The 24,589-nt window shown below is 37.3% G+C and carries 22 protein-coding genes, 17 tRNA genes and 2 rRNA genes (1 of these 41 only partly in view); 36 read left to right on the plus strand and 5 right to left on the minus strand.

What is annotated here, in order from left to right:
* The 20 genes from CEQ83_RS02030 to CEQ83_RS02125 all read left to right on the plus strand — a co-directional run.
* A 23S ribosomal RNA gene (locus CEQ83_RS02030) occupies window positions 1-1,622 on the plus strand; it begins 1,314 nt to the left of the window's first position.
* Between the two features lie 110 nt (window positions 1,623-1,732).
* A 5S ribosomal RNA gene (rrf, locus tag CEQ83_RS02035) occupies window positions 1,733-1,848 on the plus strand.
* A gap of 9 nt (window positions 1,849-1,857) precedes the next feature.
* Window positions 1,858-1,932: transfer RNA gene (locus CEQ83_RS02040), tRNA-Asn, on the plus strand.
* Between the two features lie 3 nt (window positions 1,933-1,935).
* Window positions 1,936-2,026 (plus strand) — tRNA-Ser (locus tag CEQ83_RS02045).
* Window positions 2,027-2,035: 9 nt separating this feature from the next.
* Window positions 2,036-2,110, plus strand: a tRNA-Glu gene (locus CEQ83_RS02050).
* A gap of 23 nt (window positions 2,111-2,133) precedes the next feature.
* Window positions 2,134-2,209: transfer RNA gene (locus tag CEQ83_RS02055), tRNA-Val, on the plus strand.
* 11 nt (window positions 2,210-2,220) lie between these two features.
* Window positions 2,221-2,297: transfer RNA gene (locus tag CEQ83_RS02060), tRNA-Met, on the plus strand.
* Window positions 2,298-2,300: 3 nt separating this feature from the next.
* Window positions 2,301-2,376, plus strand: a tRNA-Asp gene (locus CEQ83_RS02065).
* Between the two features lie 15 nt (window positions 2,377-2,391).
* Window positions 2,392-2,467 (plus strand) — tRNA-Phe (locus CEQ83_RS02070).
* A gap of 25 nt (window positions 2,468-2,492) precedes the next feature.
* Window positions 2,493-2,568 (plus strand) — tRNA-Thr (locus CEQ83_RS02075).
* Window positions 2,569-2,578: 10 nt separating this feature from the next.
* Window positions 2,579-2,662, plus strand: a tRNA-Tyr gene (locus CEQ83_RS02080).
* Between the two features lie 5 nt (window positions 2,663-2,667).
* A tRNA-Trp gene (locus CEQ83_RS02085) sits at window positions 2,668-2,741 on the plus strand.
* Between the two features lie 30 nt (window positions 2,742-2,771).
* Window positions 2,772-2,847 (plus strand) — tRNA-His (locus tag CEQ83_RS02090).
* Window positions 2,848-2,875: 28 nt separating this feature from the next.
* Window positions 2,876-2,950: transfer RNA gene (locus CEQ83_RS02095), tRNA-Gln, on the plus strand.
* A 5-nt stretch (window positions 2,951-2,955) separates the two neighbouring features.
* A tRNA-Gly gene (locus CEQ83_RS02100) sits at window positions 2,956-3,030 on the plus strand.
* A gap of 37 nt (window positions 3,031-3,067) precedes the next feature.
* Window positions 3,068-3,141: transfer RNA gene (locus CEQ83_RS02105), tRNA-Cys, on the plus strand.
* A 14-nt stretch (window positions 3,142-3,155) separates the two neighbouring features.
* Window positions 3,156-3,244, plus strand: a tRNA-Leu gene (locus CEQ83_RS02110).
* 30 nt (window positions 3,245-3,274) lie between these two features.
* Window positions 3,275-3,356, plus strand: a tRNA-Leu gene (locus tag CEQ83_RS02115).
* 177 nt (window positions 3,357-3,533) lie between these two features.
* Window positions 3,534-4,523, plus strand: coding sequence for a tyrosine-type recombinase/integrase (locus tag CEQ83_RS02120; protein WP_155016984.1), 990 nt, complete (start codon window positions 3,534-3,536; stop codon window positions 4,521-4,523).
* A 757-nt stretch (window positions 4,524-5,280) separates the two neighbouring features.
* A complete protein-coding gene (locus tag CEQ83_RS02125; protein ID WP_155016985.1) occupies window positions 5,281-6,090 on the plus strand; it encodes an abortive infection family protein in 810 nt (269 codons plus the stop codon).
* Window positions 6,091-6,173: 83 nt separating this feature from the next.
* Here CEQ83_RS02125 and CEQ83_RS02130 read toward each other — a convergent pair whose 3' ends face one another.
* Window positions 6,174-6,983: a Shedu anti-phage system protein SduA domain-containing protein gene (locus CEQ83_RS02130; protein WP_155016986.1), complete on the minus strand. Its 810-nt coding sequence runs from the start codon at window positions 6,981-6,983 to the stop codon at window positions 6,174-6,176.
* Window positions 6,984-7,148: 165 nt separating this feature from the next.
* Between CEQ83_RS02130 and CEQ83_RS02135 the strand changes: the two genes are divergently transcribed.
* The 10 genes from CEQ83_RS02135 to CEQ83_RS02180 all read left to right on the plus strand — a co-directional run bounded on the left by CEQ83_RS02135 (window position 7,149) and on the right by CEQ83_RS02180 (window position 13,074).
* On the plus strand, window positions 7,149-7,529 hold the full coding sequence (locus tag CEQ83_RS02135) for a hypothetical protein (protein ID WP_155016987.1): 381 nt from the start codon (window positions 7,149-7,151) through the stop codon (window positions 7,527-7,529).
* 314 nt (window positions 7,530-7,843) lie between these two features.
* Window positions 7,844-8,536 (plus strand): hypothetical protein, encoded by a 693-nt coding sequence (locus tag CEQ83_RS02140; protein ID WP_155016988.1) that lies wholly within the window; start codon window positions 7,844-7,846, stop codon window positions 8,534-8,536.
* Window positions 8,537-8,809: 273 nt separating this feature from the next.
* A complete protein-coding gene (locus tag CEQ83_RS02145; protein ID WP_155016989.1) occupies window positions 8,810-9,100 on the plus strand; it encodes a hypothetical protein in 291 nt (96 codons plus the stop codon).
* A complete protein-coding gene (locus tag CEQ83_RS02150) occupies window positions 9,097-9,327 on the plus strand; it encodes a hypothetical protein (protein WP_155016990.1) in 231 nt (76 codons plus the stop codon). Before CEQ83_RS02145 ends, CEQ83_RS02150 begins: the two co-directional genes overlap by 4 nt.
* A gap of 285 nt (window positions 9,328-9,612) precedes the next feature.
* The gene (locus CEQ83_RS02155; protein WP_155016991.1) at window positions 9,613-9,888 is read left to right on the plus strand and encodes a helix-turn-helix domain-containing protein; all 276 of its coding nucleotides are present in this window, start codon (window positions 9,613-9,615) and stop codon (window positions 9,886-9,888) included.
* A gap of 18 nt (window positions 9,889-9,906) precedes the next feature.
* Complete coding sequence (locus CEQ83_RS02160; protein ID WP_155016992.1) at window positions 9,907-10,533, plus strand: hypothetical protein; 627 nt, start codon at window positions 9,907-9,909, stop codon at window positions 10,531-10,533.
* An 8-nt stretch (window positions 10,534-10,541) separates the two neighbouring features.
* Window positions 10,542-10,799 (plus strand): hypothetical protein, encoded by a 258-nt coding sequence (locus CEQ83_RS02165; RefSeq protein WP_155016993.1) that lies wholly within the window; start codon window positions 10,542-10,544, stop codon window positions 10,797-10,799.
* Window positions 10,800-10,834: 35 nt separating this feature from the next.
* Window positions 10,835-11,170, plus strand: coding sequence for a hypothetical protein (locus tag CEQ83_RS02170; RefSeq protein ID WP_155016994.1), 336 nt, complete (start codon window positions 10,835-10,837; stop codon window positions 11,168-11,170).
* A 79-nt stretch (window positions 11,171-11,249) separates the two neighbouring features.
* Complete coding sequence (locus CEQ83_RS02175) at window positions 11,250-11,729, plus strand: adenylate kinase (RefSeq protein WP_155016995.1); 480 nt, start codon at window positions 11,250-11,252, stop codon at window positions 11,727-11,729.
* A gap of 790 nt (window positions 11,730-12,519) precedes the next feature.
* Complete coding sequence (locus CEQ83_RS02180; protein WP_155016996.1) at window positions 12,520-13,074, plus strand: recombinase family protein; 555 nt, start codon at window positions 12,520-12,522, stop codon at window positions 13,072-13,074.
* A gap of 250 nt (window positions 13,075-13,324) precedes the next feature.
* Here the strand turns inward: CEQ83_RS02180 and CEQ83_RS02185 are convergent, their stop codons facing one another.
* Window positions 13,325-14,068: a DUF4145 domain-containing protein gene (locus CEQ83_RS02185; protein ID WP_155016997.1), complete on the minus strand. Its 744-nt coding sequence runs from the start codon at window positions 14,066-14,068 to the stop codon at window positions 13,325-13,327.
* Between the two features lie 702 nt (window positions 14,069-14,770).
* Window positions 14,771-15,079: a hypothetical protein gene (locus CEQ83_RS02190; RefSeq protein ID WP_155016998.1), complete on the minus strand. Its 309-nt coding sequence runs from the start codon at window positions 15,077-15,079 to the stop codon at window positions 14,771-14,773.
* Between the two features lie 128 nt (window positions 15,080-15,207).
* Here CEQ83_RS02190 and CEQ83_RS02195 point away from each other — a divergent pair, with 128 nt between their 5' ends.
* Window positions 15,208-15,936: a hypothetical protein gene (locus tag CEQ83_RS02195; RefSeq protein ID WP_155016999.1), complete on the plus strand. Its 729-nt coding sequence runs from the start codon at window positions 15,208-15,210 to the stop codon at window positions 15,934-15,936.
* A 741-nt stretch (window positions 15,937-16,677) separates the two neighbouring features.
* On the opposite strand, the gene CEQ83_RS02200 is transcribed toward CEQ83_RS02195, so the two are convergent.
* Window positions 16,678-17,892: a restriction endonuclease gene (locus tag CEQ83_RS02200; RefSeq protein WP_155017000.1), complete on the minus strand. Its 1,215-nt coding sequence runs from the start codon at window positions 17,890-17,892 to the stop codon at window positions 16,678-16,680.
* Window positions 17,893-18,552: 660 nt separating this feature from the next.
* On the opposite strand from CEQ83_RS02200, the gene CEQ83_RS02205 reads away from it, so the two are divergent.
* Window positions 18,553-18,626 (plus strand) — tRNA-Gly (locus tag CEQ83_RS02205).
* A 115-nt stretch (window positions 18,627-18,741) separates the two neighbouring features.
* On the opposite strand, the gene CEQ83_RS02210 is transcribed toward CEQ83_RS02205, so the two are convergent.
* Window positions 18,742-19,407 carry a B3/B4 domain-containing protein gene (locus CEQ83_RS02210; protein ID WP_028412694.1) on the minus strand — a complete coding sequence of 222 codons (666 nt, stop codon included), beginning with the start codon at window positions 19,405-19,407 and terminating at the stop codon, window positions 18,742-18,744.
* A 129-nt stretch (window positions 19,408-19,536) separates the two neighbouring features.
* On the opposite strand from CEQ83_RS02210, the gene queG reads away from it, so the two are divergent.
* The 4 genes from queG (at window position 19,537) to CEQ83_RS02230 (ending at window position 24,525) form a co-directional block, all read left to right on the plus strand.
* Complete coding sequence (queG, locus tag CEQ83_RS02215) at window positions 19,537-20,673, plus strand: tRNA epoxyqueuosine(34) reductase QueG (protein ID WP_033580873.1); 1,137 nt, start codon at window positions 19,537-19,539, stop codon at window positions 20,671-20,673.
* 72 nt (window positions 20,674-20,745) lie between these two features.
* A complete protein-coding gene (locus CEQ83_RS02220; RefSeq protein WP_028412692.1) occupies window positions 20,746-21,633 on the plus strand; it encodes an amidase domain-containing protein in 888 nt (295 codons plus the stop codon).
* A gap of 64 nt (window positions 21,634-21,697) precedes the next feature.
* Window positions 21,698-22,171, plus strand: coding sequence for a tRNA (uridine(34)/cytosine(34)/5-carboxymethylaminomethyluridine(34)-2'-O)-methyltransferase TrmL (gene trmL, locus CEQ83_RS02225; protein WP_016762878.1), 474 nt, complete (start codon window positions 21,698-21,700; stop codon window positions 22,169-22,171).
* Between the two features lie 458 nt (window positions 22,172-22,629).
* Window positions 22,630-24,525 (plus strand): PrkA family serine protein kinase, encoded by a 1,896-nt coding sequence (locus tag CEQ83_RS02230; RefSeq protein ID WP_013055179.1) that lies wholly within the window; start codon window positions 22,630-22,632, stop codon window positions 24,523-24,525.
* Window positions 24,526-24,589 lie beyond the last annotated feature (64 nt).

Raw genomic sequence — 24,589 nt, forward strand, 5'->3', positions numbered from 1 at the left:
GAAAGACAAGTGAGAATCTTGTCCACCGAATGCCTAAGGTTTCCTGAGGAAGGCTCGTCCGCTCAGGGTTAGTCGGGACCTAAGCCGAGGCTGAAAAGCGTAGGCGATGGCCAACAGGTTGATATTCCTGTACCACCTCCCCGCCGTTTGAGTAATGGGGGGACGCAGTAGGATAGGGTAAGCGCGCTGCTGGATATGCGCGTTCAAGCAGTTAGGCTGATGAGTAGGCAAATCCGCTCATCATAAAGGCTGAGCTGTGATGACGAGGGAATTATAGTACCGAAGTTCCTGATTCCACACTGCCAAGAAAAGCCTCTAGCGAGGCGGGAGGTGCCCGTACCGCAAACCGACACAGGTAGGCGAGGAGAGAATCCTAAGGTGATCGAGAGAACTCTCGTTAAGGAACTCGGCAAAATGACCCCGTAACTTCGGGAGAAGGGGTGCTCTGGTAGGGTGTATAGCCCGAGAGAGCCGCAGTGAATAGGCCCAGGCGACTGTTTAGCAAAAACACAGGTCTCTGCGAAGCCGCAAGGCGAAGTATAGGGGCTGACGCCTGCCCGGTGCTGGAAGGTTAAGAGGAGGGGTTATCCTTTGGGAGAAGCTCTGAATCGAAGCCCCAGTAAACGGCGGCCGTAACTATAACGGTCCTAAGGTAGCGAAATTCCTTGTCGGGTAAGTTCCGACCCGCACGAAAGGCGTAACGATCTGGGCACTGTCTCAACGAGAGACTCGGTGAAATTATAGTACCTGTGAAGATGCAGGTTACCCGCGACAGGACGGAAAGACCCCGTGGAGCTTTACTGTAGCCTGATATTGAATTTTGGTACAGCTTGTACAGGATAGGTAGGAGCCTGAGAAGCCGGAGCGCTAGCTTCGGTGGAGGCGTCGGTGGGATACTACCCTGGCTGTATTGAAATTCTAACCCGCGGCCCTGATCGGGCCGGGAGACAGTGTCAGGTGGGCAGTTTGACTGGGGCGGTCGCCTCCTAAAATGTAACGGAGGCGCCCAAAGGTTCCCTCAGAATGGTTGGAAATCATTCGTAGAGTGTAAAGGCACAAGGGAGCTTGACTGCGAGACCTACAAGTCGAGCAGGGACGAAAGTCGGGCTTAGTGATCCGGTGGTTCCGCATGGAAGGGCCATCGCTCAACGGATAAAAGCTACCCCGGGGATAACAGGCTTATCTCCCCCAAGAGTCCACATCGACGGGGAGGTTTGGCACCTCGATGTCGGCTCATCGCATCCTGGGGCTGTAGTCGGTCCCAAGGGTTGGGCTGTTCGCCCATTAAAGCGGTACGCGAGCTGGGTTCAGAACGTCGTGAGACAGTTCGGTCCCTATCCGTCGTGGGCGTAGGAAATTTGAGAGGAGCTGTCCTTAGTACGAGAGGACCGGGATGGACACACCGCTGGTGTACCAGTTGTCTTGCCAAAGGCATCGCTGGGTAGCTATGTGTGGACGGGATAAGTGCTGAAAGCATCTAAGCATGAAGCCCCCCTCAAGATGAGATTTCCCATAGCGCAAGCTAGTAAGATCCCTGAAAGATGATCAGGTTGATAGGTCAGAGGTGGAAGCATGGCGACATGTGTAGCTGACTGATACTAATCGATCGAGGACTTAACCAAACTTTTAAAAGCGTAAGCTTTACTCAGCAACCTGTTATCTAGTTTTGAAAGAACAAAACTTTTTAAAAAAAGTCTTGCTTTCTTTTTTAAATCATGTATAATATAATATGTCTGGTGGCGATAGCGAAGAGGTCACACCCGTTCCCATACCGAACACGGAAGTTAAGCTCTTTAGCGCCAATGGTAGTTGGGACTTTGTCCCTGTGAGAGTAGGACGTTGCCAGGCTGTTATTCTTCCACAGTAGCTCAGTGGTAGAGCTATCGGCTGTTAACCGATCGGTCGTAGGTTCGAGTCCTACCTGTGGAGCCATTTGGAGAAGTACTCAAGTGGCTGAAGAGGCGCCCCTGCTAAGGGTGTAGGTCGTGTAAGCGGCGCGAGGGTTCAAATCCCTCCTTCTCCGCCATTTTATAGTGGCCCGTTGGTCAAGCGGTTAAGACACCGCCCTTTCACGGCGGTAACACGGGTTCGAATCCCGTACGGGTCACCATTTATTTTTATCTACATAATAGTGGAGGATTAGCTCAGCTGGGAGAGCACCTGCCTTACAAGCAGGGGGTCGGCGGTTCGATCCCGTCATCCTCCACCATATATTATCATCGCGGGGTGGAGCAGTTCGGTAGCTCGTCGGGCTCATAACCCGAAGGTCGCAGGTTCAAATCCTGTCCCCGCAACCAAGTGGTCCCGTGGTGTAGCGGTTAACATGCCTGCCTGTCACGCAGGAGATCGCGGGTTCGATTCCCGTCGGGACCGCCATTTTAAATTTAATAAGGCTCGGTAGCTCAGTTGGTAGAGCAAAGGACTGAAAATCCTTGTGTCGGCGGTTCGATTCCGTCCCGAGCCACCATTTTAAAAACATTTGTTTTTAAAATGCCGGTGTAGCTCAACTGGTAGAGCAACTGACTTGTAATCAGTAGGTTGGGGGTTCAAGTCCTCTTGCCGGCACCACAGTTATTGTGGAGGGGTAGCGAAGTGGCTAAACGCGGCGGACTGTAAATCCGCTCCTTCGGGTTCGGCAGTTCGAATCTGCCCCCCTCCACCATTTACAGGGGCATAGTTTAAAGGTAGAACTACGGTCTCCAAAACCGTCAGTGTGGGTTCGATTCCTACTGCCCCTGCCAATTATAAAATTAACATTGCATATATACGTGGCGATTGTGGCGAAGTGGTTAACGCACCGGATTGTGGTTCCGGCATTCGTGGGTTCGATTCCCATCAGTCGCCCCATTTATAAACGATATGCATATTCCAATATTGGGCTATCGCCAAGCGGTAAGGCAACGGATTTTGATTCCGTCATGCGTTGGTTCGAATCCAGCTAGCCCAGCCATATTTGCGGAAGTAGTTCAGTGGTAGAACACCACCTTGCCAAGGTGGGGGTCGCGAGTTCGAACCTCGTCTTCCGCTCCAATTTAATTTTAATAAAGTTATTTAGTCTTGAGTAAATGGCGGCATAGCCAAGTGGTAAGGCAGAGGTCTGCAAAACCTTTATCACCGGTTCAAATCCGGTTGCCGCCTCCATTTATTTACAAGCTGCCGGGGTGGTGGAATTGGCAGACACACAGGACTTAAAATCCTGCGGTAGGTGACTACCGTGCCGGTTCAAGTCCGGCCCTCGGCACCATTTATAATTTTAACTTGCCTTTTTTATTTTGCCGATGTGGCGGAATTGGCAGACGCGCACGACTCAAAATCGTGTTCCTTCGGGAGTGTCGGTTCGACCCCGACCATCGGTACTTTAGCTTTACTCTTTATTACATACCGTAATTACAATAGAATTAAGTAATATTAACGTTTATACAACGTCTCTACAGTTTTGTAGAGGCGTTTTTTATTTGTCTTTTTTCGCTTAAGTACAGTTTTTCAATCGTGTACTTAAAATCGTGTTCATACTTAGGAAAGGTGGTTTTTAATTGCCCAGAAGGAGTAACAATTTAGATGATTATGAACTAGCGATTATTGAGAAGAAAACGAAATCCTGTGTTGAAACGTTTAAGGAAGCTATTGATTTATTCGTAAAGGACTGTGAGTTAAGAAATCTTAGACCACTTACTATTCAATATTATTTAAACGAGTTAAATGCGTTTCTTAATTCACTAAGGGAACAGGATATTGATACTACAATTTTAAAACCCTATAACGTCACGGAAGAACATATTAAAGAGAATGTGATCCTGTATATGCGTAATTATAAAGGGCTTAGAGTGGTCACTATCAACACTCGCTTACGTGCCATACGTGCCTTTTATAATTTCCTGCATAAGCAAAAGCATATTCCCAAAAACCCTATGGGGAACATCAAGTTACTAAAGGATAGAAAGAAAGTTATTCCTACATTTTCAAAGGAACAACTTAACAAGTTATTTCGTCAGCCTGACTTAAGAACATTTACGGGTGTTCGTGATTATACGGTAATGATGTTGTTTCTTGAAACTGGTATACGTGTAAATGAATTAGTTGGGCTGTCATTAGCTGATATTCGTTGGGAGGATAGCTTGGTACGTATTCGTCAGGCGAAGAGTTACCGGGAACGTCTAGTTCCTATCCAAAAGGAAATGAGAAGTCAGCTTAAAAAATACATTGCTATTCGTGGATATGTGGAGAGTGATGCTTTATTTGTAACAGTTGATGGTACATCGTTAACAAAACGTGGCGTTCAAACAAGGATAGAGAGATATGGGGAAAAAGCGAAATTAAAAGATGTTCGCTGTAGCTGCCACACCTTTAGACATACATTTGCTAAATTAAGTGTTCAACAAGGGGCTAATATTTTTGAATTACAGGCTATTTTGGGACACACCAGTATGGAAATTGTTAAAACGTATGTAAATCTTTTTGGAACGGATGTAAGAGAAAGACATAAAGAATTTTCACCTTTAAAAGTTCTAAATAAGCGTATTTAAATTTTTATAAATAGAAAAAAGCCACGTATTACTAGTACGTGACCCAAAGAAAACACTCGTATAAAACTGAATAGCTGAACACTATCAGCTTTAATTAACCTTCATTCTATCGAAAAAAATTAGATGATGCAAGGTTTATTAAGTAATGCCTTTTTTAAAAGCACCGATAGGGATTCACTTGCTGGAAAGCCTAATAACAGCAAGTAAAACTAAACTTGAAAGGTTATGACTTATCCGATGCAATAACTAAGTCTAGGATGCATATAATAGTTCTCTGTTGCTGTTGCGTCTGAAAGGTGAAAGCTACCTTAGTGCTGTCGTTAGGAAGGGTGTGCAATTATGGTTGCGTAGAACAAGCTATAAGTAATTATCTCTTTTCCTAGTCCTCTGAAGAAATGAGGTAAGGAATTAAGCAATTGAAAAGCCAAAGCGTAAAATTGCAGGATAATGAAACTGTCAGGGACATCTGAAACAGTAAGTTTGTTAAGTGGAAACACTAGCGATAACAGAGATAATACATAAACGGATACCTTAATTCGATACACCATGGTGTGCAAAATATTAAATCGCCTACTACTTACATTGACATTTTTATTTTTTGTTTTTGTAGGTAGGCAATTTATATCCAAGCCGTGTTCCTTATTCTCAACCCATGTTGGCAAAAAAATTAAAAATAAACAAGTGGATTTCTTAATAATTCCAGTTTTTTCTTGGTATAATTATAATATTAATTATGGTCTAAGGAGGACTACTACAAGTGAACAACACTGTTGAGTTTCTTGATACAGTTAAAGCTGGTTTAAGGCATACTTTTGAAGAGTTTTTTTATAATAGAAATAAAGTTGATATTGATTATAATGCATCTGTTTCAGACACTAACTTTAGACAAGCAATAAGGATAATAAAGAAGATTAATGATAAACAGGGTAATGATATCAACAAACAAATCAAGAATAGTAGAACCGTGGAAGAATTTATAGAATATATATATGCAGAAAATGAGGGGAATTTTTCATATTGCCTGCAGGATATTTCAGTACTTTTTAACGATTGTAGCAATTATTTAGAGGATAATCTTTATGAAATTGAAATAGTAAAGGTACAATGTAGTATACCTCCTGATCTAACTTATCAAAATATAGTTAGAGACTTGAATAATTGTGATAAACGGATTGCTGATAAAGATTATGCGGGTGCAATTACATCAGCTAAAACTCTGGTTGAAGGCGTATGCAAAGAAATTTTGAATATACTTGCTGAAAATTCTAATGACGAAAACCTGACTCTTCCAAAACTTTTTAATAATTTGTCAAAATACTTAAATTTAGATTCCAGTAATAAGAAATTTGATAAATCTTTAAAGGAAATTATATCAGGATTTACGAAAGTCATTCAGGGACTAACTGAAGTTAGAAATATGAGTAGTGATAGTCATTCTAAAATGGGAAATCCCTCTTTTCATCATGCAGTTCTTGCTGTTAATTCAGCTAAAACCGTAGCAAGCTTTCTCTTTCATACATACGAATATCAAAAGGAAAAAGGAAAGCTTCAATTAGTTGATAAATAAAAAGAGTATTTTATGTTCAACATTATTCCCTTTTTAAAATATTAAAGAGCACCCGAGGTCTATAGAGGGTGCCTTTTCATTAGTTAGTATGTCCTTCTCCTTATTACGGATTTTGAAAAGTCAATTAGATTATCATAATGAAAAAGCTTAATACCTTGATGTTCATGTTCTCTACTAATTCGATAAGTTTTTTCCTTATTTTTATTAAAGTCTGACCTTCTTCCAGCGACTACTGCAAAGTGGCATCTACTTGGATCAAACCTCATGAATTCTTTTTTTAGAGTTGCATTTCTACTTTTATATTTTTCAAATGTCCTGCTAAGCGATTGGAATTCACTAGAAAGCCACCTTCTCCAATCTGAAATTTGAATAATCCCTTTCCTAAAAGCTTCCCCTAAATTTCCATCCTTCAATACAATCTTTTTATAAGGGTCTTCAAGTTCCACAAATATAAATTGATATCCACCGGAACCTTCTCCAACTAATAAAAAATCAACTCGATAGTCAGTTCCTAATTGGAATTCAGGAAAAATATATGCATCGTGATGACCGAACCTATAATTATCAAAAAGAGAAGCGATTATAAAATAAGCTTCTTTCTCTCGGATAAAGTTCAACATGGTTTGTTCTGTTGATGAAGTTTCATTTAATAGTGAAGAAAATTGATTTATTAGCAACTGTAACTGTTCTAGATTATTAGATGCTAAAATATCTAAATAATTGTTCGGGAAAAGGCTAAGATAATGTCGTAGTGTTTTTGGAAGGTTTGGGTAATTAGATTCTTTAACTTCTATAGAACCGATTTTGTGGGCAGCCTGTGATTCTTTAAGTGTGTTCCATTTTTCTAATTCTTCTTCTGTTAAATCATTATAATCTCGAGAATATAATTTCATAAATACCTCCTCATGTATTTTTATTTATATCATATCACTAAATCAAATTTTTAAAAGATATTAATTATTAGGATAATAAAGAGTGAAGGGAAATTCTATTTATTAGCAATTACTTTCTAAGGTATAATCTAGTTATTAGAATAAATTGTATGAAGGGGTGTATTTATGCCGGTCAGTATTATAGAAGGATTTCAGGAAGAAACATATCTCCAGGAGTTGTTTGAGGAAAAAAATGTTCCACAAGATCACAACTCTTTAATTGAAGTTTTACTTTTATTAAAGAAATACGAAGGAAATGATTTGCAAATAGGATACGAATCAACTTACTTTTCTGGTTTGAAAACTTTAGAAAACTATAAGATAAAAATCCCCGTGATGGATGGATACTGGTGTGGTATAGAAATTTATGATGGAAAGGAAGAAAATAAATTTTTTATTACGTATAGCCATTTTGAGTATTTTAGAAGGCTATATGAAAAATTCCCTCAACGTCAATATCAAATCGGATTTAAAAAAGAAGAAAATATAAATTTAGCGATATTTTAACAGCGATTTAAATTCATAAAAGACAGAAAATTAAATCTATTACTGCGTAATTTAGAAAGTAAGTAGTTAAAAAAAGGTTATTCTATATATTTCCATAAGTTTTTAATAAATGGATTTATATAAAAGTTATTAAATCAATCAAAAGCGAATGCAACTTGCATTGGCTTTTTTTACATAAACAGGTAATATGACTATGATTTGTGATTAACTTTAACAATATAATGAATTGGATTTAGAAAAGCGATTTTTTTGTCTTTAAACTTATCAACATTGCAAGTTCTTCTGTAGAAATTAGAAATACAAGGAGACCTGCAATGACACATTTAACTAAGAAAGTTGGAAATAATGAATTAAAGCCTTTATCCTTTACTGAGCAGAAGCTACAAGGTTTAAAGAGACGTTGTCCTAATAATGGAAAAGAAGCCTATATTTTAAGTGTAGAGAAGAAGTGGGAGGCTTATGCGTTCAATAGGTCTGATGAAAACTTGATGAACGACCTACTTAAAACATTAAGCTATAAGATTGAGATGTTAGCCAAGTATTGGGGAAAGAATTGGAGAGATAAGCGATTATCACCTTCAGATTTTGAAAGTGTTTTTTACGAAGCAGCGTTCAAATTATGCGATGAATATGAGTGGTCTAGTGAGTTTTATTTCTATGAAACAATACTGCTGATTTTTGAACGTAGGGCAATTGATTTGACTAGAAAGTTCAAAACCCAAAGAGGAGGATTTGAAGCCAGTATATTACCTTTGAAAGAGGAGATAGTTGAGACATTTGCTGATGCTGTAGACATTGAAAAGGAAGTCTTAAATCGTAATTTAGTGACTGAGATACTTAATGATAAAGCTTTGACTATACAGGAGAAGAAACTGCTACAAGAGATTTATAATAACCCTGATGCTAGCTACAAGGACTGGGCAGAAGTCATTGGACTAAAACACCATCAACAAGTTATCCGTATGCTTCAAAGAATTAAATGTAAGATTTTCCATGTTTTTTTATAGAAAAGTGTGCGAAGTAGTAACAAATTAACGAATTAAATAATGTCTTCACGACGGGAATAATACCTTATACAGATTAACTAATAAAATAGATAACGAGGAGAAATCTATAAGGAAGCAAAGGTTATCAAGAAGCTTTCAAAAGCATTGTAATTAGACAAGTTTGGGCATAGGTGTTTTTGCTAATATTTTTTTGAGATTCATTGTCTTTTTTTAAGTAGAAGTTGCAAGTACTTCTTTGTAGCAACAAAACATACACTTTAGGAGGACATACAAATGAAAAAAAATGCAGAAAACAAACTAATAAAATTAGGGGTTATTGACTCTAATCCATGTATAAGTATTATTGGAAACAATATCCCAAGTAATTCAATGGTTATGTTAGATTTAGATAACAATGAAGTTATTACAGGAGTTCTTAAAGAAAGACAAGAGTATATGCAGTACGATGTAGTTATGATAAACCTTCCCCTTTGGAATGATGAAACAAAACTTCCGACAGATGGACTAGCTATTGAAATGGGTTATGGTAAAACAATTTACTTTGGATATGGAGAACAACTATGAAAATTTGTAAAGAAGAACAGGAGACAGTAATTATATTTGACGCTAAAAACGAGGAATGGGATTTTTACACTTGTGTCCCTTCACATATCGAATTATTTACCTCAAATAGTCAGAATGAACCGAGTGAAGTTACAATCTTAACCGAGGAAGAGGGGATACCTACCTCAATTAAATTTACTCTTCCGAAATACTCTATAAATCTAGAGAGTTTTACAAAGAAAGAATAAGCTATGACTAAGAGGTAGTTAGGAAATCTACATAAACTATTGGAGGGTTTATTTGTAGAAAAGAAAGCTTTGAGGATTTAAAAGGTTTAAAGTTAAAGTAAATTGTTGAAATTAGGAATTCAAATCATTGATGTTAGTGACCTTATAGGTTTGATATTTCTTAAAAAAAGAATTAAAAAGTACCTGTAAATCAATAGTAGTTCATAGACAAATAAGTAGAAAAATCTTAGGCGGGGCTATAATAGCTTTGCCTTTTTGTATTTCAAGAAAAGGAAGGTGAAAAGAATGGAAGATAAAAACCGAATCCCTTATCGTCAGGAATTCACGTGTAAACACATTCGCCCAGTTAGGCATTTACGAAACAAAACGTTAGCAGAGTTTAGCCATTTTATGAACGTAGACCCTAGCACAATCGGAAAGCTTGAAAGAGGCGAGTTGAAATTCACCCCACTTTATCAGAGTAAGTTCACTGAGGCAATAAAGCGTCTTCGGGTATCAGGAATCGAACTAGCAAGCATTAGCAAGATTTTAGAGATGAAAAGTCAACGTGGTTATAAATAAATTATTGGAGGTAGCAACATGACAAAAGTAAAAAAGCTATTTACAGAGACAGAAAAAGCACTTGCTGCTTATAAGGAACAGGTAAAAAAGTTAGATGAACAAGAACGCGAATTAAACACTGAACTAGCTACGATTGAAGCCGAAATGACGGCCAACGTATTCGCACAGGAAAACGCCACTGTATCAGAATCAGTGTACCTCAAGATCCAGGCAAAGGAACTTGTGAATCGAAATGACATCATTAACGTTCTATTGGAGGAATTGGCAGAGGAACGGTCAGAATTAAAACTAAAATTTGTTCCCGTGTTACGTGAGGCATTGGCCAAAACACCATACCATGAATACAATGCTACCGAAATTGCTGAACGCTATCGCTACATGATGCTAACTGAGATTGCCGATATTGGTGGCCAAATGCGTGAACAGTTTTCGGCAATAGCACCTGATATTCGAGAAGTGTTTCAAGATCAAAAGGTAAAAGAACGTTACCCACGACTAGCAAACGCATATGAAGACGATAGATACAGCCCTTCATTCTCTTGGATGACTAAGAGTGTTATTTCCAAAGATGAAGTGTTTTCAGCGTGTAAGGGTTGGCTACCTCAAGGTTTAAAAGCACCGAAAGAGGACGGCGAAAAGAAATGACAAATTTAATGACGGCCACACTATCTGCCAAGCAGGACATTCTAGCAGAACTAAAGCAAGGTAACACGGCCGTTCTAAAAGGACTACCACCATCTGTGGCGATGTCATACGGCTTGGCGTTGCAGGCTGAGGTGGGACAAACTAAAGACTCACCTATTAATAGCGAAGCCGTAGGAACGGCCGTATTAGATATGATGGACGATAGCGATGTAAAAGAACGTATTATTAAGCAAATGGAGGAGAACAAGAAGGTCACTAGCAGATAAGCTGGTGGCTTTTTTTATTTAAGGAGATAGAGACGATGGAAGCAAAAGAGTGCAGTAACTTAGCTAGAGAGTTCAATGGTGAGAAGAATTGGTGTTTACTGAAGGATTCACACTGCCCGTTATTAGTGAAGCATGAACGCTATAGCTTTAATAAAAAGAATATTGAATGTGACTACCTTAACCGAATTAACGGTATTGGTGAAGACGTGGGACTTTCTTCTAAAGAATGTAGAGGGTGTAAGCAGATATTTAAAACTGATAATTTACGATTACGATACTGTTCTAATACATGTAGAAATTCAGCAAAAAGAAAGTCAGAAAGAGAAAGCCGTTCACGCAAGAGTTTAGCTGAACGAGGGCTTGATATATAAGGGTTTCTGAGGCTAAAAACAGAGATCGGGTAGGTTAGTATTCATTGCAACACAAACTATTGCAACAGGAGGAAAGATAGTGAACAAACGAGACAAGAAGAAGCGTTTTAGAAAGCGACTATTAAAGAGAAGCAAGCAGACGGCCAAGCAAGCAGCAGGCAATCAAAATAACCAAGAAGATAGCCATTGTCTTTATCAAAAGGCACTGGACGAAATATATAATAACCAAGTAACGGCCAAGGAGAAATATTTAAACCACCATGCCGTGTTGCTTCATTTTTGCAATGGTTGTGGCACTGAGTTCTACGGCCGTCCGGCCAACATGCTAGGCAAAGATCATGAACGTCATAAGTGTTCCATGCCTTATGGTGATAGCAGAGGCAATCAATTTCTTTCTATATCTACTACAAACAAAGTCAGAAAGAAGAAGGCCGAGGTTACTAGCGATAGATTTTATGAAATGGTCGTTAATGACTATACTCCACAAGAAATTTCTAAACAGTTAGATATAGCACTACCTCTTGTCAAAGACTACTTTAAAACTGAAGGACTGTTATAAAAGATTAGAGATAGTGTTGTGCAGCGATTACTTTTCAAAAATCCTGCAAAAAAATAAAGAGACATTTTTTGTTTTCGAATTCGATGAAAGGGGTGCCCCCCCTTCGTTCTAGTGAGGCATAGACCGTCAATCTAAAGTTAGTCGCCTCAGAATAGCCCATAGCAACACTCTATTGTACGTTTTGTACATTAGTCATCCAAATAGTTTCAAAAATACCGTATAAACGATTTGGATAGCAGTTCGGCCATATATACGGGGGGCTGACCCATGGGTGGGGGCTTATGATATTTGCTTTATTCCTGCCTTAGATTGAGTGCATATATTAGGAGTGATATGGGGACAGCCGAAATTCACCCTGTGCAAGTGAGTTGTGCAAGTGCTTCAGCCCGCATTCTACCGTTCGCATTGCCTATCATTCTACTCACTTGCATTACTGTTGAGTTGTGCATGTGGTTGGGTGGGTGTGTGCCTGCCTCATGTGTTCTACCATTACACCACGTCATGCATGTGTGCGTTACTGACACGTGGTCCCGCCTATGGTTGTGGGTTTGGCTGTATCGTCCATCCTTACTATCCTAGTGTTCTAGTATGCCTTATCTATAGTGCCTCTTATATAGGTGCATAGCTTGGCTGAATGGGCGACCACTATATCTATGTTATTGAACCACGTACCTTTACCGGTGTCATAACTTAAAGGTATTGACACCGTTTTGGCGATGCTGTATTATCAAGGTATCAAAAGGTGTCATAACTTAGTGTCATAAATATTATAAAAATGGGGTCATACATAATGAAATACGGCTATGCAAGGGTATCAACAGCTAACCAAGATTTAAAAGGACAAATCTCAGCACTAGAAAATGAAGGCTGTGAAAAAATCTATTCTGAGAAGTTCACTGGAACTAAGGCGGATCGCCCAAAATTTAAAGAACTTCTTTCAATATTAGAAACCGGAGATACTTTAGTCATTACAAAATTAGACCGCTTCGCACGTTCTACTACCGATGCAATAGAAACAGTGAAAGGGCTATTTCAGAAAGGTGTGAAAGTACACGTGCTTAATATGGGACTTGTAGAGGATACACCAACTGGACGCTTAATCTTTAATATTATGAGTTCTTTTGCGGAGTTCGAAAGGGATATGATTGTAGAACGTACTCAGGAAGGTAAGGCGATAGCTAAACAGCGTGAGGACTTCAGGGAAGGCAGACCGAATAAATATAGCAAGAAACAGCTGGAACATGCATTAAAACTACTGGAAACAAACTCTTACAAAGAAGTGGAGAACATGACAGGAATAAGTAAAAGCACGTTAATCAGGGCTAAGAAGAAGGCGACCAAGTGAGTCGTCTTTTTTTTATTTCTGTTTTTAAGAATCAGATAGCAGGAAGGGGCTATCTCTGCCCCTGTGCTATGGATAGTGTTGGTTAACTATGTAACCCAAAAGAAAAGCCCAGTAGACCTAATCTTGTGCAAAAAAAAGTTTTGATGCCTTGTCTATATAGGGGGCAAGCAAGGGATTTTAAGGCACAAAATTGACTAAGGTAATTCAGGCTACTCCCTTTGAATTTAATTCCATTTTCTTCGGATTTAATTTAAGACTTTTTCGCGTATTGGTCTCTTAAAGAGTCATACTTCTTCAGTTCGTAAATATTGGTGAAGGTGTGTTCTACTATTTCCAAGGCATCAAGAATAATTCCTCGTTTAGGTTCTTCCAACTTATGAACTGTTTGGTTACCCAACCCTCTGATAATGTGAAGAATTGTTGTTTGTCCTTCAGTTAAGATCTTCGCCTCTGACAAGCCGTTTATTCTACCGTTTAAGTTGCTACTCTTTTTTTCGTTACCATTTTCATCCGTAGCCCTCTTTCCGGTTGCATCGTCTATAATGTAGCCCTTTTTTATCGATAAATCATTGCAAATACCCTCAATTATCATCCTTAATCCAGCAGCAGCCAACAAATAATATTTTAATTCAACGTTTGCTACAACTTGTTTATATAAGGTTTTGAGTAATGGAGGTAAATGCTTGTACTGTTTGACTTCATAGCTTTCCTCTTTATCTGTCAAAGGCTTAGGAGGAAACACTTGAATATCCTCATGGTGTATTTCTTCTCCCTCCTCAGCGTCATAGTAATGCATCGACGGATCATCATATTCTCTAACAAAGTTAACAGTCTCACAACCCATACATTCACAAATCATATAATCCTCAGTCATATAAAAGTTATACTCTGGAATTTCCTCATCTACAGTGTGTTTCAGTAGTATTTGGTGGTTTGTATTGTGCTTACACTGTCTACAATACACTCGTTTTTTAAATTTTCCATACTCTGACATAAACCTTCCCCCTTAGCTTACTAATTCGTTAATTTTTTCCTGTTACCTAGACATATAATCTCATTTATCCCTGTGATTAACAAGTTAAAAAAAAGATTGATATACCAATAGATGGAGAGATTTAATAATCACAAGTAAAGTCCCAATACGTTGTGATTAACAACTACCTACCTCAATAAGCCCAAAAATCTATACAGGTTCAAAATAAAAGTCAGACAATTCACGAGACCTACAGCCCCAAGGATTTGGAGTTAATCCCTAAATTTGTGACTTTAAACTACCTGTAAAACACCATAGTCCCAAGAACTAGTAATAGAAGAAGTAAAGAGAATAAAAGATAAAAGATAACGGCTTCGCCGGTTGGTACTAAATTACCAACTGCTTTAACTAAAAAAAATTAACTAATCTATCCTAGATGCCAGCAAAAGGTTATAGTTAGTGGTTTTAGAAATAGCACTGAATGAATGTAGTGAATGAAGGCGGCGTAAGCAATGTTCTTTAATCTCTTTACATCTTAAAGCAGGATATTGTAATGAAGACAGCTAATATTAAAATTATCGCTTATTACTCTTATATTGTATATACTCCATAGCCTCACTGATCTTTGTAGATTGGTGGGGCTACTTTTTTTATTATGAAGCGGTTGGAACCACGAAGAGTAAAAGCATCCTAAATGGATGCCTCATAATTACTCATCATTTTCTACAGTACTTGACTTGGTAAAATAAATACCTTAAAAGAAGCCACGGTATCTTGTACAGTAGGAACCTCACCTTCTGAATTAACATAGCCGGCCAGTGGCTTAGTTTTCCCTTCAAAGTAAGGCGGTTGTTCGTTTAAATAGTATTCGACACTATCTTTATCTAGTGAGACCATGTCTAAGATTTCTTCACTACTTGTTTCGTTTAACCAAATTTCTTTTTCCACACTGATAGTTTTATGTCCTACAAGTTTCAAATCAACTACATTAAAACCTTGATTTAACAATTCGCTTACTAAGTCTTTACACATCCATATCCCTCCTCATGAATTCATACATTTCGACACAACAATTCTTAAATCCTGTCAAATTTACATTTACTTAACAATACATCGACAGTAAAATAAGTGTATTAAACTGGAGAGGCTGGAATAATTTTATGTTTTTATTAGCTGTAACCCAAGCATCAAATAACGATAAACTTGTTACTGATATGCAAAATAAGCTTACAGAAATTCAACAGCATGAGTTAGAATTCTTAAATAACTTTATCACTCACCTAGGGTGGATATTTGGTGGAGTTGTTTCCGTAATCGGCATTATTGCCATATATATAGGTTACGCTAATAGGCAAGCAGAGAAAAAGATGAAAGATGCCGAGAAGGTGTTAGGAGAAGCTGAGGCAGTTAGATTGGCACTAATACAAGATCAAGCCGATTTAACTGCATATAGGGAGGAAACTAGGAAAGAGTTCTCAGAACTAATTTCTCTTGTAAACTCTGAAGAAATAGCAAACTTGAAGAAAGATATTGCAATCTTATCTATTACCAGTCAAATTAGGGGGAACCTTGAAGAAGGTGAACGCATGATTGACAACAGTTGGGAAGATTATAGATATATTAAACGAAACGGTGAGGACATCATTACAAGCATTACAAGCGAATATAGGAATTGTAAAGCGTCTCTGATTAATATGAGAAATAAAATAAAAGAACCTCTAGCCAATTTAACAGAGGCAAACGAACTGTTAAATGAAAGTATAAAGTTGAAAGAACGAGTTGTAAAACTTTTTGCTGAATTACGTTTTGATGCGGAAACGTTACTCTTACAGAATGATATGAAAGATATGAAAGATTCCCCAGAAAAAGCAGACTCTCCAGATAAGTGATTAATAGATGCTAATATGCGATAGACGAAGTTTGTGTTACTCGATTGAGTAACAATTGTAGAAATACTAGATTCACATCGAATTTTACTAGATTATCTATGGCTGATGCGGTATCATTAACCTTAACAAATATAGTACGGAACAGAAAAAGAATCTCAACGTGTTACAGTTGGACGGCAATCCTTCTGTAAACTTAGTTAAAGACACTGGAATGCCTCCTTTAATTGAGAGGGAAACTAGTGTCTTTTTTCTTTTTTAAAAGGAGAGAGTATATAGGAAAGTCAAATTAGAAATTATAATCAAATTTTTTGAAATCTAAGTTACTTCATAACTAAGAATAAGTTTAACTAAAATTGATTATACATCCAGTCGTGTAGTTTTTAATTGTATTAGGGAAGAAGAATTTGCAAGATGCTTTAGGGAAGTACAATATTGATACAAAAGATGTTGCCAAAAATATTCAGCTGTAAAGGATTATAATAGTGCATTTATTCCCCTGCAGTAATCACACTCTTTGTATTAGTTAACTTTCTCTAGCTTAGGGTACTATCCCTGTTGTGAAGACATTATTTAATTCGTTAGTTTATTACCACTTCGCACAATTTTCTATAAAAAATATCATATAAAATAATTTAATTAGCAATTACAGTTATAAAAAAAATAAATCCACTAAAATAGGAAATCAATAAAAAACACAAAGACGTTGTCTTGGCTTAAATATAGACAGCATCTTTAGATGTTTTATTCTTCAACATTAAAATAATCAGTATCAATTTTCTTTACAATGTATTTTCTGTCCTCTGACATACCTACATTGTGTTCAAGCATATATTTTCCGAGTAATTCTCCATCAATTAAGATAATTTTCTTTTCAATATGACGCACAAATTCATGTGCTTCTTTAGTGAAACGAGAAGTAGTAATAAATACGCCTTTCCTTGCTTTCTTTCCCTCTAAACTACCTGTAAAGGCTTGAATATCTGGTCTTCCTACAGTATTTTTCCATCTCTTTGCTTGAACGTAGATAACATCTAGCCCTAGCTTATCTTCCTTAATTATAGCGTCTACACCTTCATCTTTTATATAGTCTGTAGTTTGCCCACTGCCTAATGAACCTCCGTAACCCATAGCTAATAATAAATCTAAAACAATCTCTTCAAACCTTTTTGGATTCACCTTTTTTACTTTTTCCAAAATTTCTAGTGCGAGTAGATTATTAATCCTCTTAAATTGATCGTCCATAATTTCAGTAGGAGTAATATCGTTTTCATTATCTGCATCGCTATCTTCAAATATTTCTGTATTTATGTCTCGGTCCGTTTGCTCTTCATTTACTCTCTCTTTAATGAATTTGCTAATTAATGATATGCTAGCCCCGTAAGGAAAGCGTCTATAAACTTCGTGTCCTAATTCCGTAATGCGGTAAGTATTAGATTCTAGTTGTTCTACAAGGCCAGACACTTGTAACTCGCGTCGTGCAAAGCGTGCCCGTATTTTAAATTTAGAGTCTCCTCCATATAGATAGTTCTCACGTTGTTCACCTTCAATGGAGAAATAATCTGCTAATAATTCATTTATCTCAGAGACATGATGAATTTTACCATCACTTAGAACTTTGAGGTAGGGAATATTAAATTGAGTAGGTGTTAATGCTTTTTTTTCTTTGAGTACAAAGTTATTCTTTAATAAATCATCAAGTTTATTATCGATTTTTTTACTACTTAAAGGTTCTGGGTTTAGCTTTAAAAATTCTCTTATTACATTTTTACGTAGCTTTCTATCTCGTAATTGTTTTAAATAGTGAATAAACTCAACAGATTTATCATTATAGTAAATGGATCCATCTAAATCTTCCTGAGAAGGAATGTATTCGTTAAAGAGTGTTACCCAATCTCTTACAGTAGTTCTAGCGTATCCGCATGTATCTGCTAAATCTTTGATACTGTATTTATGCAAATTATTTTCCCCCCATTACTAAATGCCTGTTTTTAATTTTACAACAATTTCATATTTATGTGAGTATCTAGAATGAATGTAATTTTGAAAATTTGCACTTTACATTAAAAATCCTTTAATTTTAGGCTAGCTTAAAGATTCTTAGTAATAAAAATTGAATATATCTATACTCGCAGTTGTTTAAGCAATGTTAGAATAACTATTTAAATATGAGGAAACTCGGAATATTAGAATGAAAATGCCTACGTTAATAAAATAAAGATTATTATTTAGCAGAACTAATTTAATTAAACTGAATGCTGAAATTATTTAAGGGGGGGAGGCAAGACAATACCCAATTTATCTATTGGATACATTGATTTTATTTTTATTATAAAAAACAAAAAAAGGGGTTGCGAAGTTCGACAAACGGGTATATAATAGATTTTGTTAGTTAATCGTGTGAACAGCTTTTAAGTACAAGATACAATTACTGTAGAATTACTTAGTATTATTGTAATAAACGGTAACTACTTGTGGTTGAAGAGGAACAATTCGACTCAAAATCGTGTTCCTTCGGGAGTGTCGGTTCGACCCCGACCATCGGTACTTTAGCTTTACTTGACAGGATGATTCCTGTTTTTATTTTTACTTATTGGTCGACAAATTTTGATAATATTTGCGGGTGTAGTTTAGTGGTAAAACCTCAGCCTTCCAAGCTGATGTCGTGAGTTCGATTCTCATCACCCGCTCCATACATATTGTTATCACAACGCAGTGTCTCGCTTTCAAAGCTGAGATGTTGCGTTTTTTATTTTTAGCGTAAATATAGCGTCTATCTTGAAAAGATAGACGCTATATTTACGTACATCAGTTAATGACTTGATAGGTTGCTTCGCCGCCGTGAATTTGAATGAACATGTCACTTAAGGATTTAGTTAGTTTATAAGCCTGTTCTTCTGAAAGTGAAGGTTTTAAATAGATGAACTGTACAGCTTGTGTTGTCTTTTCAGTTACGTACGCTCGGTTAGAATCCACATAAGGGCTTCCGAAAGCTCCTAGGGCATCTTTTGAAATGATTTTATTTTCTAAAGAAATGTTACGTTCATTTAGAGCTTCGTAAGACTCTTCTTTTTTACCGATAGTAAATTCAACGTGGCCCTCTAAATTAGAAGAATCATAAATTCCAATTGGTACTTCATATTGCAATGAAAAAAAGTTATTAATGTCCACAGCAGAATTGATAGAAGGAAGATACGTTTGTTTTCCTATCCGTCGAATTAAAGCTTCTATAGAAGGACGGTATTTACTTGGATCCGTTCCAAATGTTTTGAAAAGCTTTCTCCACTCGCTAACACCTTCAAATTCTGTTACTTTTTTTGACTCAAGGTCAAAATAAATGGATTCTTGAAAAAGGCGCAGACGTCCTTTTAGCATTTGAGGAGAATCGCCAACTTCAATATTTTTATACTGAATGATTCCCATTTTAAAAGAAGGGCAAAGCTGTTTAATAGCGGGTGATAATGTAAAGTTCATTTTTTTGATCCTTTCTATTATAATTAGTATTTGTTCGTTTATAGATACCATCCTATCATTTCATTGAGTGAGAAAACAGTTCAATGCATGAATATATAGAATTTCTTAGAAAGGAGGCTATTACTCACTATGAATGCGTATCAGTTGAAGGAAGAAATTATTTCATACAGCAAAGAGATTGGAATCGATAAGATTGGATTTGCGAGTGCTTCTATGTTTGATGAGTTAAAGAATCGATTGTTAGCACAGCAAGAGTTAGGTTATGCTTCAGGCTTTGAGGAACCTGATATTGAAAAAAGAGTAGATCCCACATTAGTTGTTCCAAAAGCTAGATCCATTATTTCAATTGCACTTGCGTATCCTTCTAAATTAAAGGATGCACCAAAGAGCACAAAGGAAGATCGCCGAGGGATCTTTTGCCGTGCTTCTTGGGGACAAGATTATCATACGGTTTTACGTGATAGGCTTCAAAAGCTTGAAGCTTTCATAAAAGAAAAAGTACCTGCAGCTATCCTTCAATCGATGGTAGATACAGGCGAGCTGTCGGACCGAGCTGTAGCAGAAAGAGCTGGTATTGGCTGGAGCGGTAAGAACTGTGCCATTATCACACCTGAATTCGGTTCCTACGTGTATTTAGGGGAAATGATTACAGATATCCCGTTTCCTCCTGATAAACCGATAGAAGACGGCTGTGGTACTTGTAATAAGTGCGTGGATGTGTGCCCTACCGGTGCGCTTGTAACAGGCGGTCAGCTGAATTCGCAGCGATGTATTGCCTTTTTAACCCAAACAAAAGGATTTTTAGCTGAAGAATTTCGAAGTAAATTAGGCAATCGTTTATATGGCTGTGATACATGTCAAACTGTGTGTCCTGAAAATAAAGGCAAAGACTTTCATTTTCACCCTGAGATGGAGCCTGACCCAGAACTTGCGAAGCCTAAATTAAAACCGCTTTTAACGATGAGTAATCGTGAGTTCAAAGAGAAATTTGGACATGTTTCAGGGTCATGGAGAGGGAAAAAGCCAATTCAGCGTAATGCCATTATTGCACTTGCCCATTTTAAAGACCAAACCGCTGTTCCAGATTTAATTGAGTTAATTAAAAATGACGTTCGCCCTGTCATTAGAGGAACGGCGGCATGGGCGTTAGGCAAAATTGGTGATAAAGAAGCATTAGATACACTTATGAACTTAAGAGAAAAAGAAAAGGATCAAGAAGTAATTGAAGAAATGTCAAAAGGTATAGAGATGCTTCAAGAGATCTAAACCGTATTTTTATTGATAAAGTTAGCTAATGAGTCATAGCGTATAATAAACGCTTAGAAAAGTGGTGACATTATGCTAACAAAAAGGAATGTATTATATACTTTAATTAAAGCGCGTGCGGACAGCTATGTAAAAGGTGAGCTTCATGAAGACTTTAAGCCTTTCATTGAACAGCAGTGTGAGCTAAAGCGGTCTCTTGTAAAAAAAAGAGAAGTTGATGTTTTAAAATGTAATATGAAAGGTTCTATTCAATCTGCTCATACGGATCAGGAAGAAACAAGAGTATTATATAAGGTGCACATTCAGGCATTTTTAAAACAAAACGATTTTTTCTATATAGAAGAAGAAATTGAAGATCGTTTAGCTCTTTTTTATAAAGATACACTTATTCAAGATGAGCTGCTGGTAAAGGATTTTTCTGAAGATGAGGTTGAAATGGATGTAGAAGAAGTAGAGGAAGACGAAGAAAGAGCCTCTTATTATGATCGTCTTGCAGCTGTTCAGTATGCAGAAAAACATTGGGATAAACCTAATGAAAGTTATAAGCAGTTTGAGGTAAACTGCACCAACTATATCTCACAGTGTTTGCATGCAGGAAAGGCGCCGATGCGGGGGTATCCTAAAAAAGCAAACGGATGGTGGATGAGAGGGAACGCCTGGAGCTATAGCTGGGCCGTTGCTCATTCCATGCACAGCTATTTAAGTAACTCCAAATCAGGACTTCGGGCTGTGAGGAAATCTTCAGCAAGCGAACTTGTCCCGGGAGACGTTATCTGCTACGATTTTGAAGGAGATGGAAGATGGAATCATACGACGATTGTTGTAGCAAAAGACGGTCACGGTATGCCTCTTGTGAATGCGAACACGTATAATAGTCGAATGAGATATTGGGCTTATGAAGATTCAACGGCTTACACGCCAAAGATTAAGTATGATTTTTTCCATATCGTTGATCGGTAAGTCTTTCGTTTTAGCAAGTTAGTGGTATAATGATGAATAGATTTGTTAGCAGAGGTGAAAATTTGTGGGAGTACACGTAGTGTTATTTCAACCAGAAATTCCAGCAAATACAGGAAATATTGCGCGAACATGTGCAGCAACAAATACGACGCTGCATTTAGTTCGGCCGTTAGGCTTTTCAACAGATGATAAAATGTTAAAGCGAGCTGGATTGGATTACTGGGAATTTGTAAATGTGGTGTATCATGATTCATTAGAAGAAGTATTTGAAAAGTATCCTGAAGCAGGCTTTTACTTCATCACAAAATTTGGTCAACAGCCACATACAACATTTGATTATAGTGACTTAGAGCAGGATCATTTCTTCGTATTTGGGAGAGAAACAAAGGGTCTGCCAAAGCACATTATTGAAGAGAACATGGAAAGATGTCTTCGTTTACCGATGACAGAAAATGTTCGTTCTTTAAATTTATCTAATACAGCAGCTATTTTAATCTATGAAGCGCTGCGTCAACAAAATTACGCTGGTTTATCTTAAATAAAAAGCGAGGTTCAATAAAATTTGAACCTCGCTTTTTTATTTATGTCGACGATGATATGTAGTGGTTATTTTTTAACGCCCGGTTTATCATTGTATCCCGCTCTGAAGATGGATGCTAAAAAAGCAATTGTTACTCCTAATACTAAAAGTAAGCGCATTGATTTTCCTCCTCAATCTAATTAAAAGGATTATACAGCTACTGCAGTTAAAACCGACTTCCCATATCTCATGATGATAATAATGACAAAATAACTCTTCTAGAGACGTAAGTTCTCTAATAAAATTTAACCGTTCCTTCTTACTCTTTTATTATAGCTAATAAATACTTCACTGTGAATGCCTAGCAAGGACAAATTTCTGAATTTTACAATTTAAAAAGCATGTTCAAACATTTTGCTGCATAGATTGTATTAATCTTGTTCACTAGCACCATAACTAGTAGGGGAGGTCCTTTAATGGATATATTAAAGAAAGTTGAAAGATACCGCGAAGAAGAGAATCGTCTTAAGTGGGAAGGGACATTTGAAGAGTACCTAAAGCTGATTAAAGATGAGCCTTTAATTGCTCAGCCTGCACACTCTAGAGTATACAACATGATAAAGGATGCAGGAATTGAAGAGGTAAATGGTAAAAGACATTATAAATTTTTCAGTGGACAAATGTTTGGACTTGAAGATTCGCTAGAACGCTTGGTGGAAGAATATTTTCACCCAGCTGCAAAGCGTTTAGATGTTCGTAAACGTATTTTACTTTTAATGGGTCCAGTAAGTGGTGGTAAATCGACGCTAGTGACCATGTTAAAAAGAGGGCTTGAAGCTTATTCGCTTACTGATCGAGGAGCTGTTTACGCTATTAAAGGATGCCCAATGCATGAAGATCCGCTGCATTTAATTCCACATCATTTACGTAAAGACTTCTTTGAAGAGTATGGTATCCGAATTGAAGGAAACTTATCTCCTTTAAATACAATGCGATTAGAGGAAGAGTATGGAGGCAGAATTGAAGACGTCATCATCGAACGCATTTTCTTCTCAGAGGACAAACGAACTGGAATTGGAACGTTCAGTCCTTCTGATCCGAAATCTCAAGACATTGCTGACCTAACAGGAAGCATTGACTTTTCAACAATTGCAGAGTATGGATCTGAGTCAGATCCGCGCGCTTACCGCTTTGACGGAGAGCTTAATAAAGCAAACCGGGGAATGATGGAGTTCCAGGAGATGTTAAAATGTGACGAGAAATTTTTATGGCATTTACTCTCTTTAACCCAAGAAGGAAACTTTAAAGCAGGAAGATTTGCTTTAATTAGTGCAGATGAATTAATCGTAGCGCATACAAATGAAACAGAGTATCGCTCGTTTATTTCCAATAAGAAAAATGAAGCTTTGCATTCACGAATTATTGTAATGCCTGTTCCATATAACTTAAAAGTGAGTGATGAGGAAAAAATTTATGACAAAATGATTCGTGAAAGTGACGTATCAGATGTTCATATTGCCCCTCATACACTACGTATTGCGTCTATTTTTACTACGTTAACAAGATTAAAAGAGCCTAAAAAAGGCGATATCGATTTGTTAAAGAAAATGCGCTTATACGACGGTCAATCTGTAGAAGGCTATAATGATGCAGACGTAGAAGAGTTACAAAAAGAATATACGGATGAAGGAATGAGCGGTATTGATCCTCGTTATGTCATTAACCGCATTTCATCTACCATCATTCGAAAAGATATTAAATCAATCAATGCATTAGATGTACTGCGTTCATTGAAGGAAGGATTAGCACAGCATGCGTCTATTTCTGCTGAGGACCGAGAGCGTTACCTGAATTATATTTCTCTGGCGCGTAAAGAATATGATGAAATTGCTAAAAAAGAAGTGCAAAAAGCGTTCGTTTATTCTTACGAAGAGTCTGCTAAAACATTAATGGATAATTATTTAGATAATGTCGAAGCATACTGCAACAAAAATAAGCTTCGTGATCCGCTAACAGGAGAAGAGCTAAATCCAGATGATAAATTAATGCGTTCAATTGAAGAACAAATTGGTATTTCAGAAAATGCGAAAAAAGCATTCCGCGAAGAAATCTTAATTCGTATTTCCGCTTATGCACGTAAAGGAAAACGATTTGACTATAATTCTCATGAACGCTTACGTGAAGCGATTCAGAAAAAACTGTTTGCAGATTTAAAAGACGTAGTGAAAATTACAACGTCCACTAAAACACCAGATGAGCAGCAGCTGAAGAAAGTAAATGAAGTAGTGGCTCGATTGATTGATGAGCATGGGTACAATTCAGTATCTGCTAATGAACTGCTGCGCTATGTAGGAAGTTTGTTAAATCGATAACTCAGTACTAACAAGAAAACATGGCACTTCCGATCTGTGCCATGTTTTTCTTATCTCTTAAAAT

The organism is Priestia megaterium (genome assembly GCF_009497655.1).
GTDB lineage: Bacteria > Bacillota > Bacilli > Bacillales > Bacillaceae_H > Priestia > Priestia zanthoxyli.

Coding starts and splice junctions, on each gene's coding strand:
- CEQ83_RS02195 (WP_155016999.1), top strand. CDS start 15,208: ATGTTTTTATTAGCTGTAACCCAAGCATCAAATAACGATAAACTTGTT.
- CEQ83_RS02150 (WP_155016990.1), top strand. CDS start 9,097: ATGAAAATTTGTAAAGAAGAACAGGAGACAGTAATTATATTTGACGCT.
- CEQ83_RS02130 (WP_155016986.1), bottom strand. CDS start 6,983: ATGAAATTATATTCTCGAGATTATAATGATTTAACAGAAGAAGAATTA.
- CEQ83_RS02210 (WP_028412694.1), bottom strand. CDS start 19,407: ATGAACTTTACATTATCACCCGCTATTAAACAGCTTTGCCCTTCTTTT.
- CEQ83_RS02180 (WP_155016996.1), top strand. CDS start 12,520: ATGAAATACGGCTATGCAAGGGTATCAACAGCTAACCAAGATTTAAAA.
- CEQ83_RS02190 (WP_155016998.1), bottom strand. CDS start 15,079: ATGTGTAAAGACTTAGTAAGCGAATTGTTAAATCAAGGTTTTAATGTA.
- CEQ83_RS02140 (WP_155016988.1), top strand. CDS start 7,844: ATGACACATTTAACTAAGAAAGTTGGAAATAATGAATTAAAGCCTTTA.
- CEQ83_RS02135 (WP_155016987.1), top strand. CDS start 7,149: ATGCCGGTCAGTATTATAGAAGGATTTCAGGAAGAAACATATCTCCAG.
- CEQ83_RS02220 (WP_028412692.1), top strand. CDS start 20,746: ATGCTAACAAAAAGGAATGTATTATATACTTTAATTAAAGCGCGTGCG.
- CEQ83_RS02185 (WP_155016997.1), bottom strand. CDS start 14,068: ATGTCAGAGTATGGAAAATTTAAAAAACGAGTGTATTGTAGACAGTGT.
- CEQ83_RS02155 (WP_155016991.1), top strand. CDS start 9,613: ATGGAAGATAAAAACCGAATCCCTTATCGTCAGGAATTCACGTGTAAA.
- CEQ83_RS02145 (WP_155016989.1), top strand. CDS start 8,810: ATGAAAAAAAATGCAGAAAACAAACTAATAAAATTAGGGGTTATTGAC.
- CEQ83_RS02170 (WP_155016994.1), top strand. CDS start 10,835: ATGGAAGCAAAAGAGTGCAGTAACTTAGCTAGAGAGTTCAATGGTGAG.
- CEQ83_RS02160 (WP_155016992.1), top strand. CDS start 9,907: ATGACAAAAGTAAAAAAGCTATTTACAGAGACAGAAAAAGCACTTGCT.
- CEQ83_RS02165 (WP_155016993.1), top strand. CDS start 10,542: ATGACGGCCACACTATCTGCCAAGCAGGACATTCTAGCAGAACTAAAG.
- queG (WP_033580873.1), top strand. CDS start 19,537: ATGAATGCGTATCAGTTGAAGGAAGAAATTATTTCATACAGCAAAGAG.
- CEQ83_RS02230 (WP_013055179.1), top strand. CDS start 22,630: ATGGATATATTAAAGAAAGTTGAAAGATACCGCGAAGAAGAGAATCGT.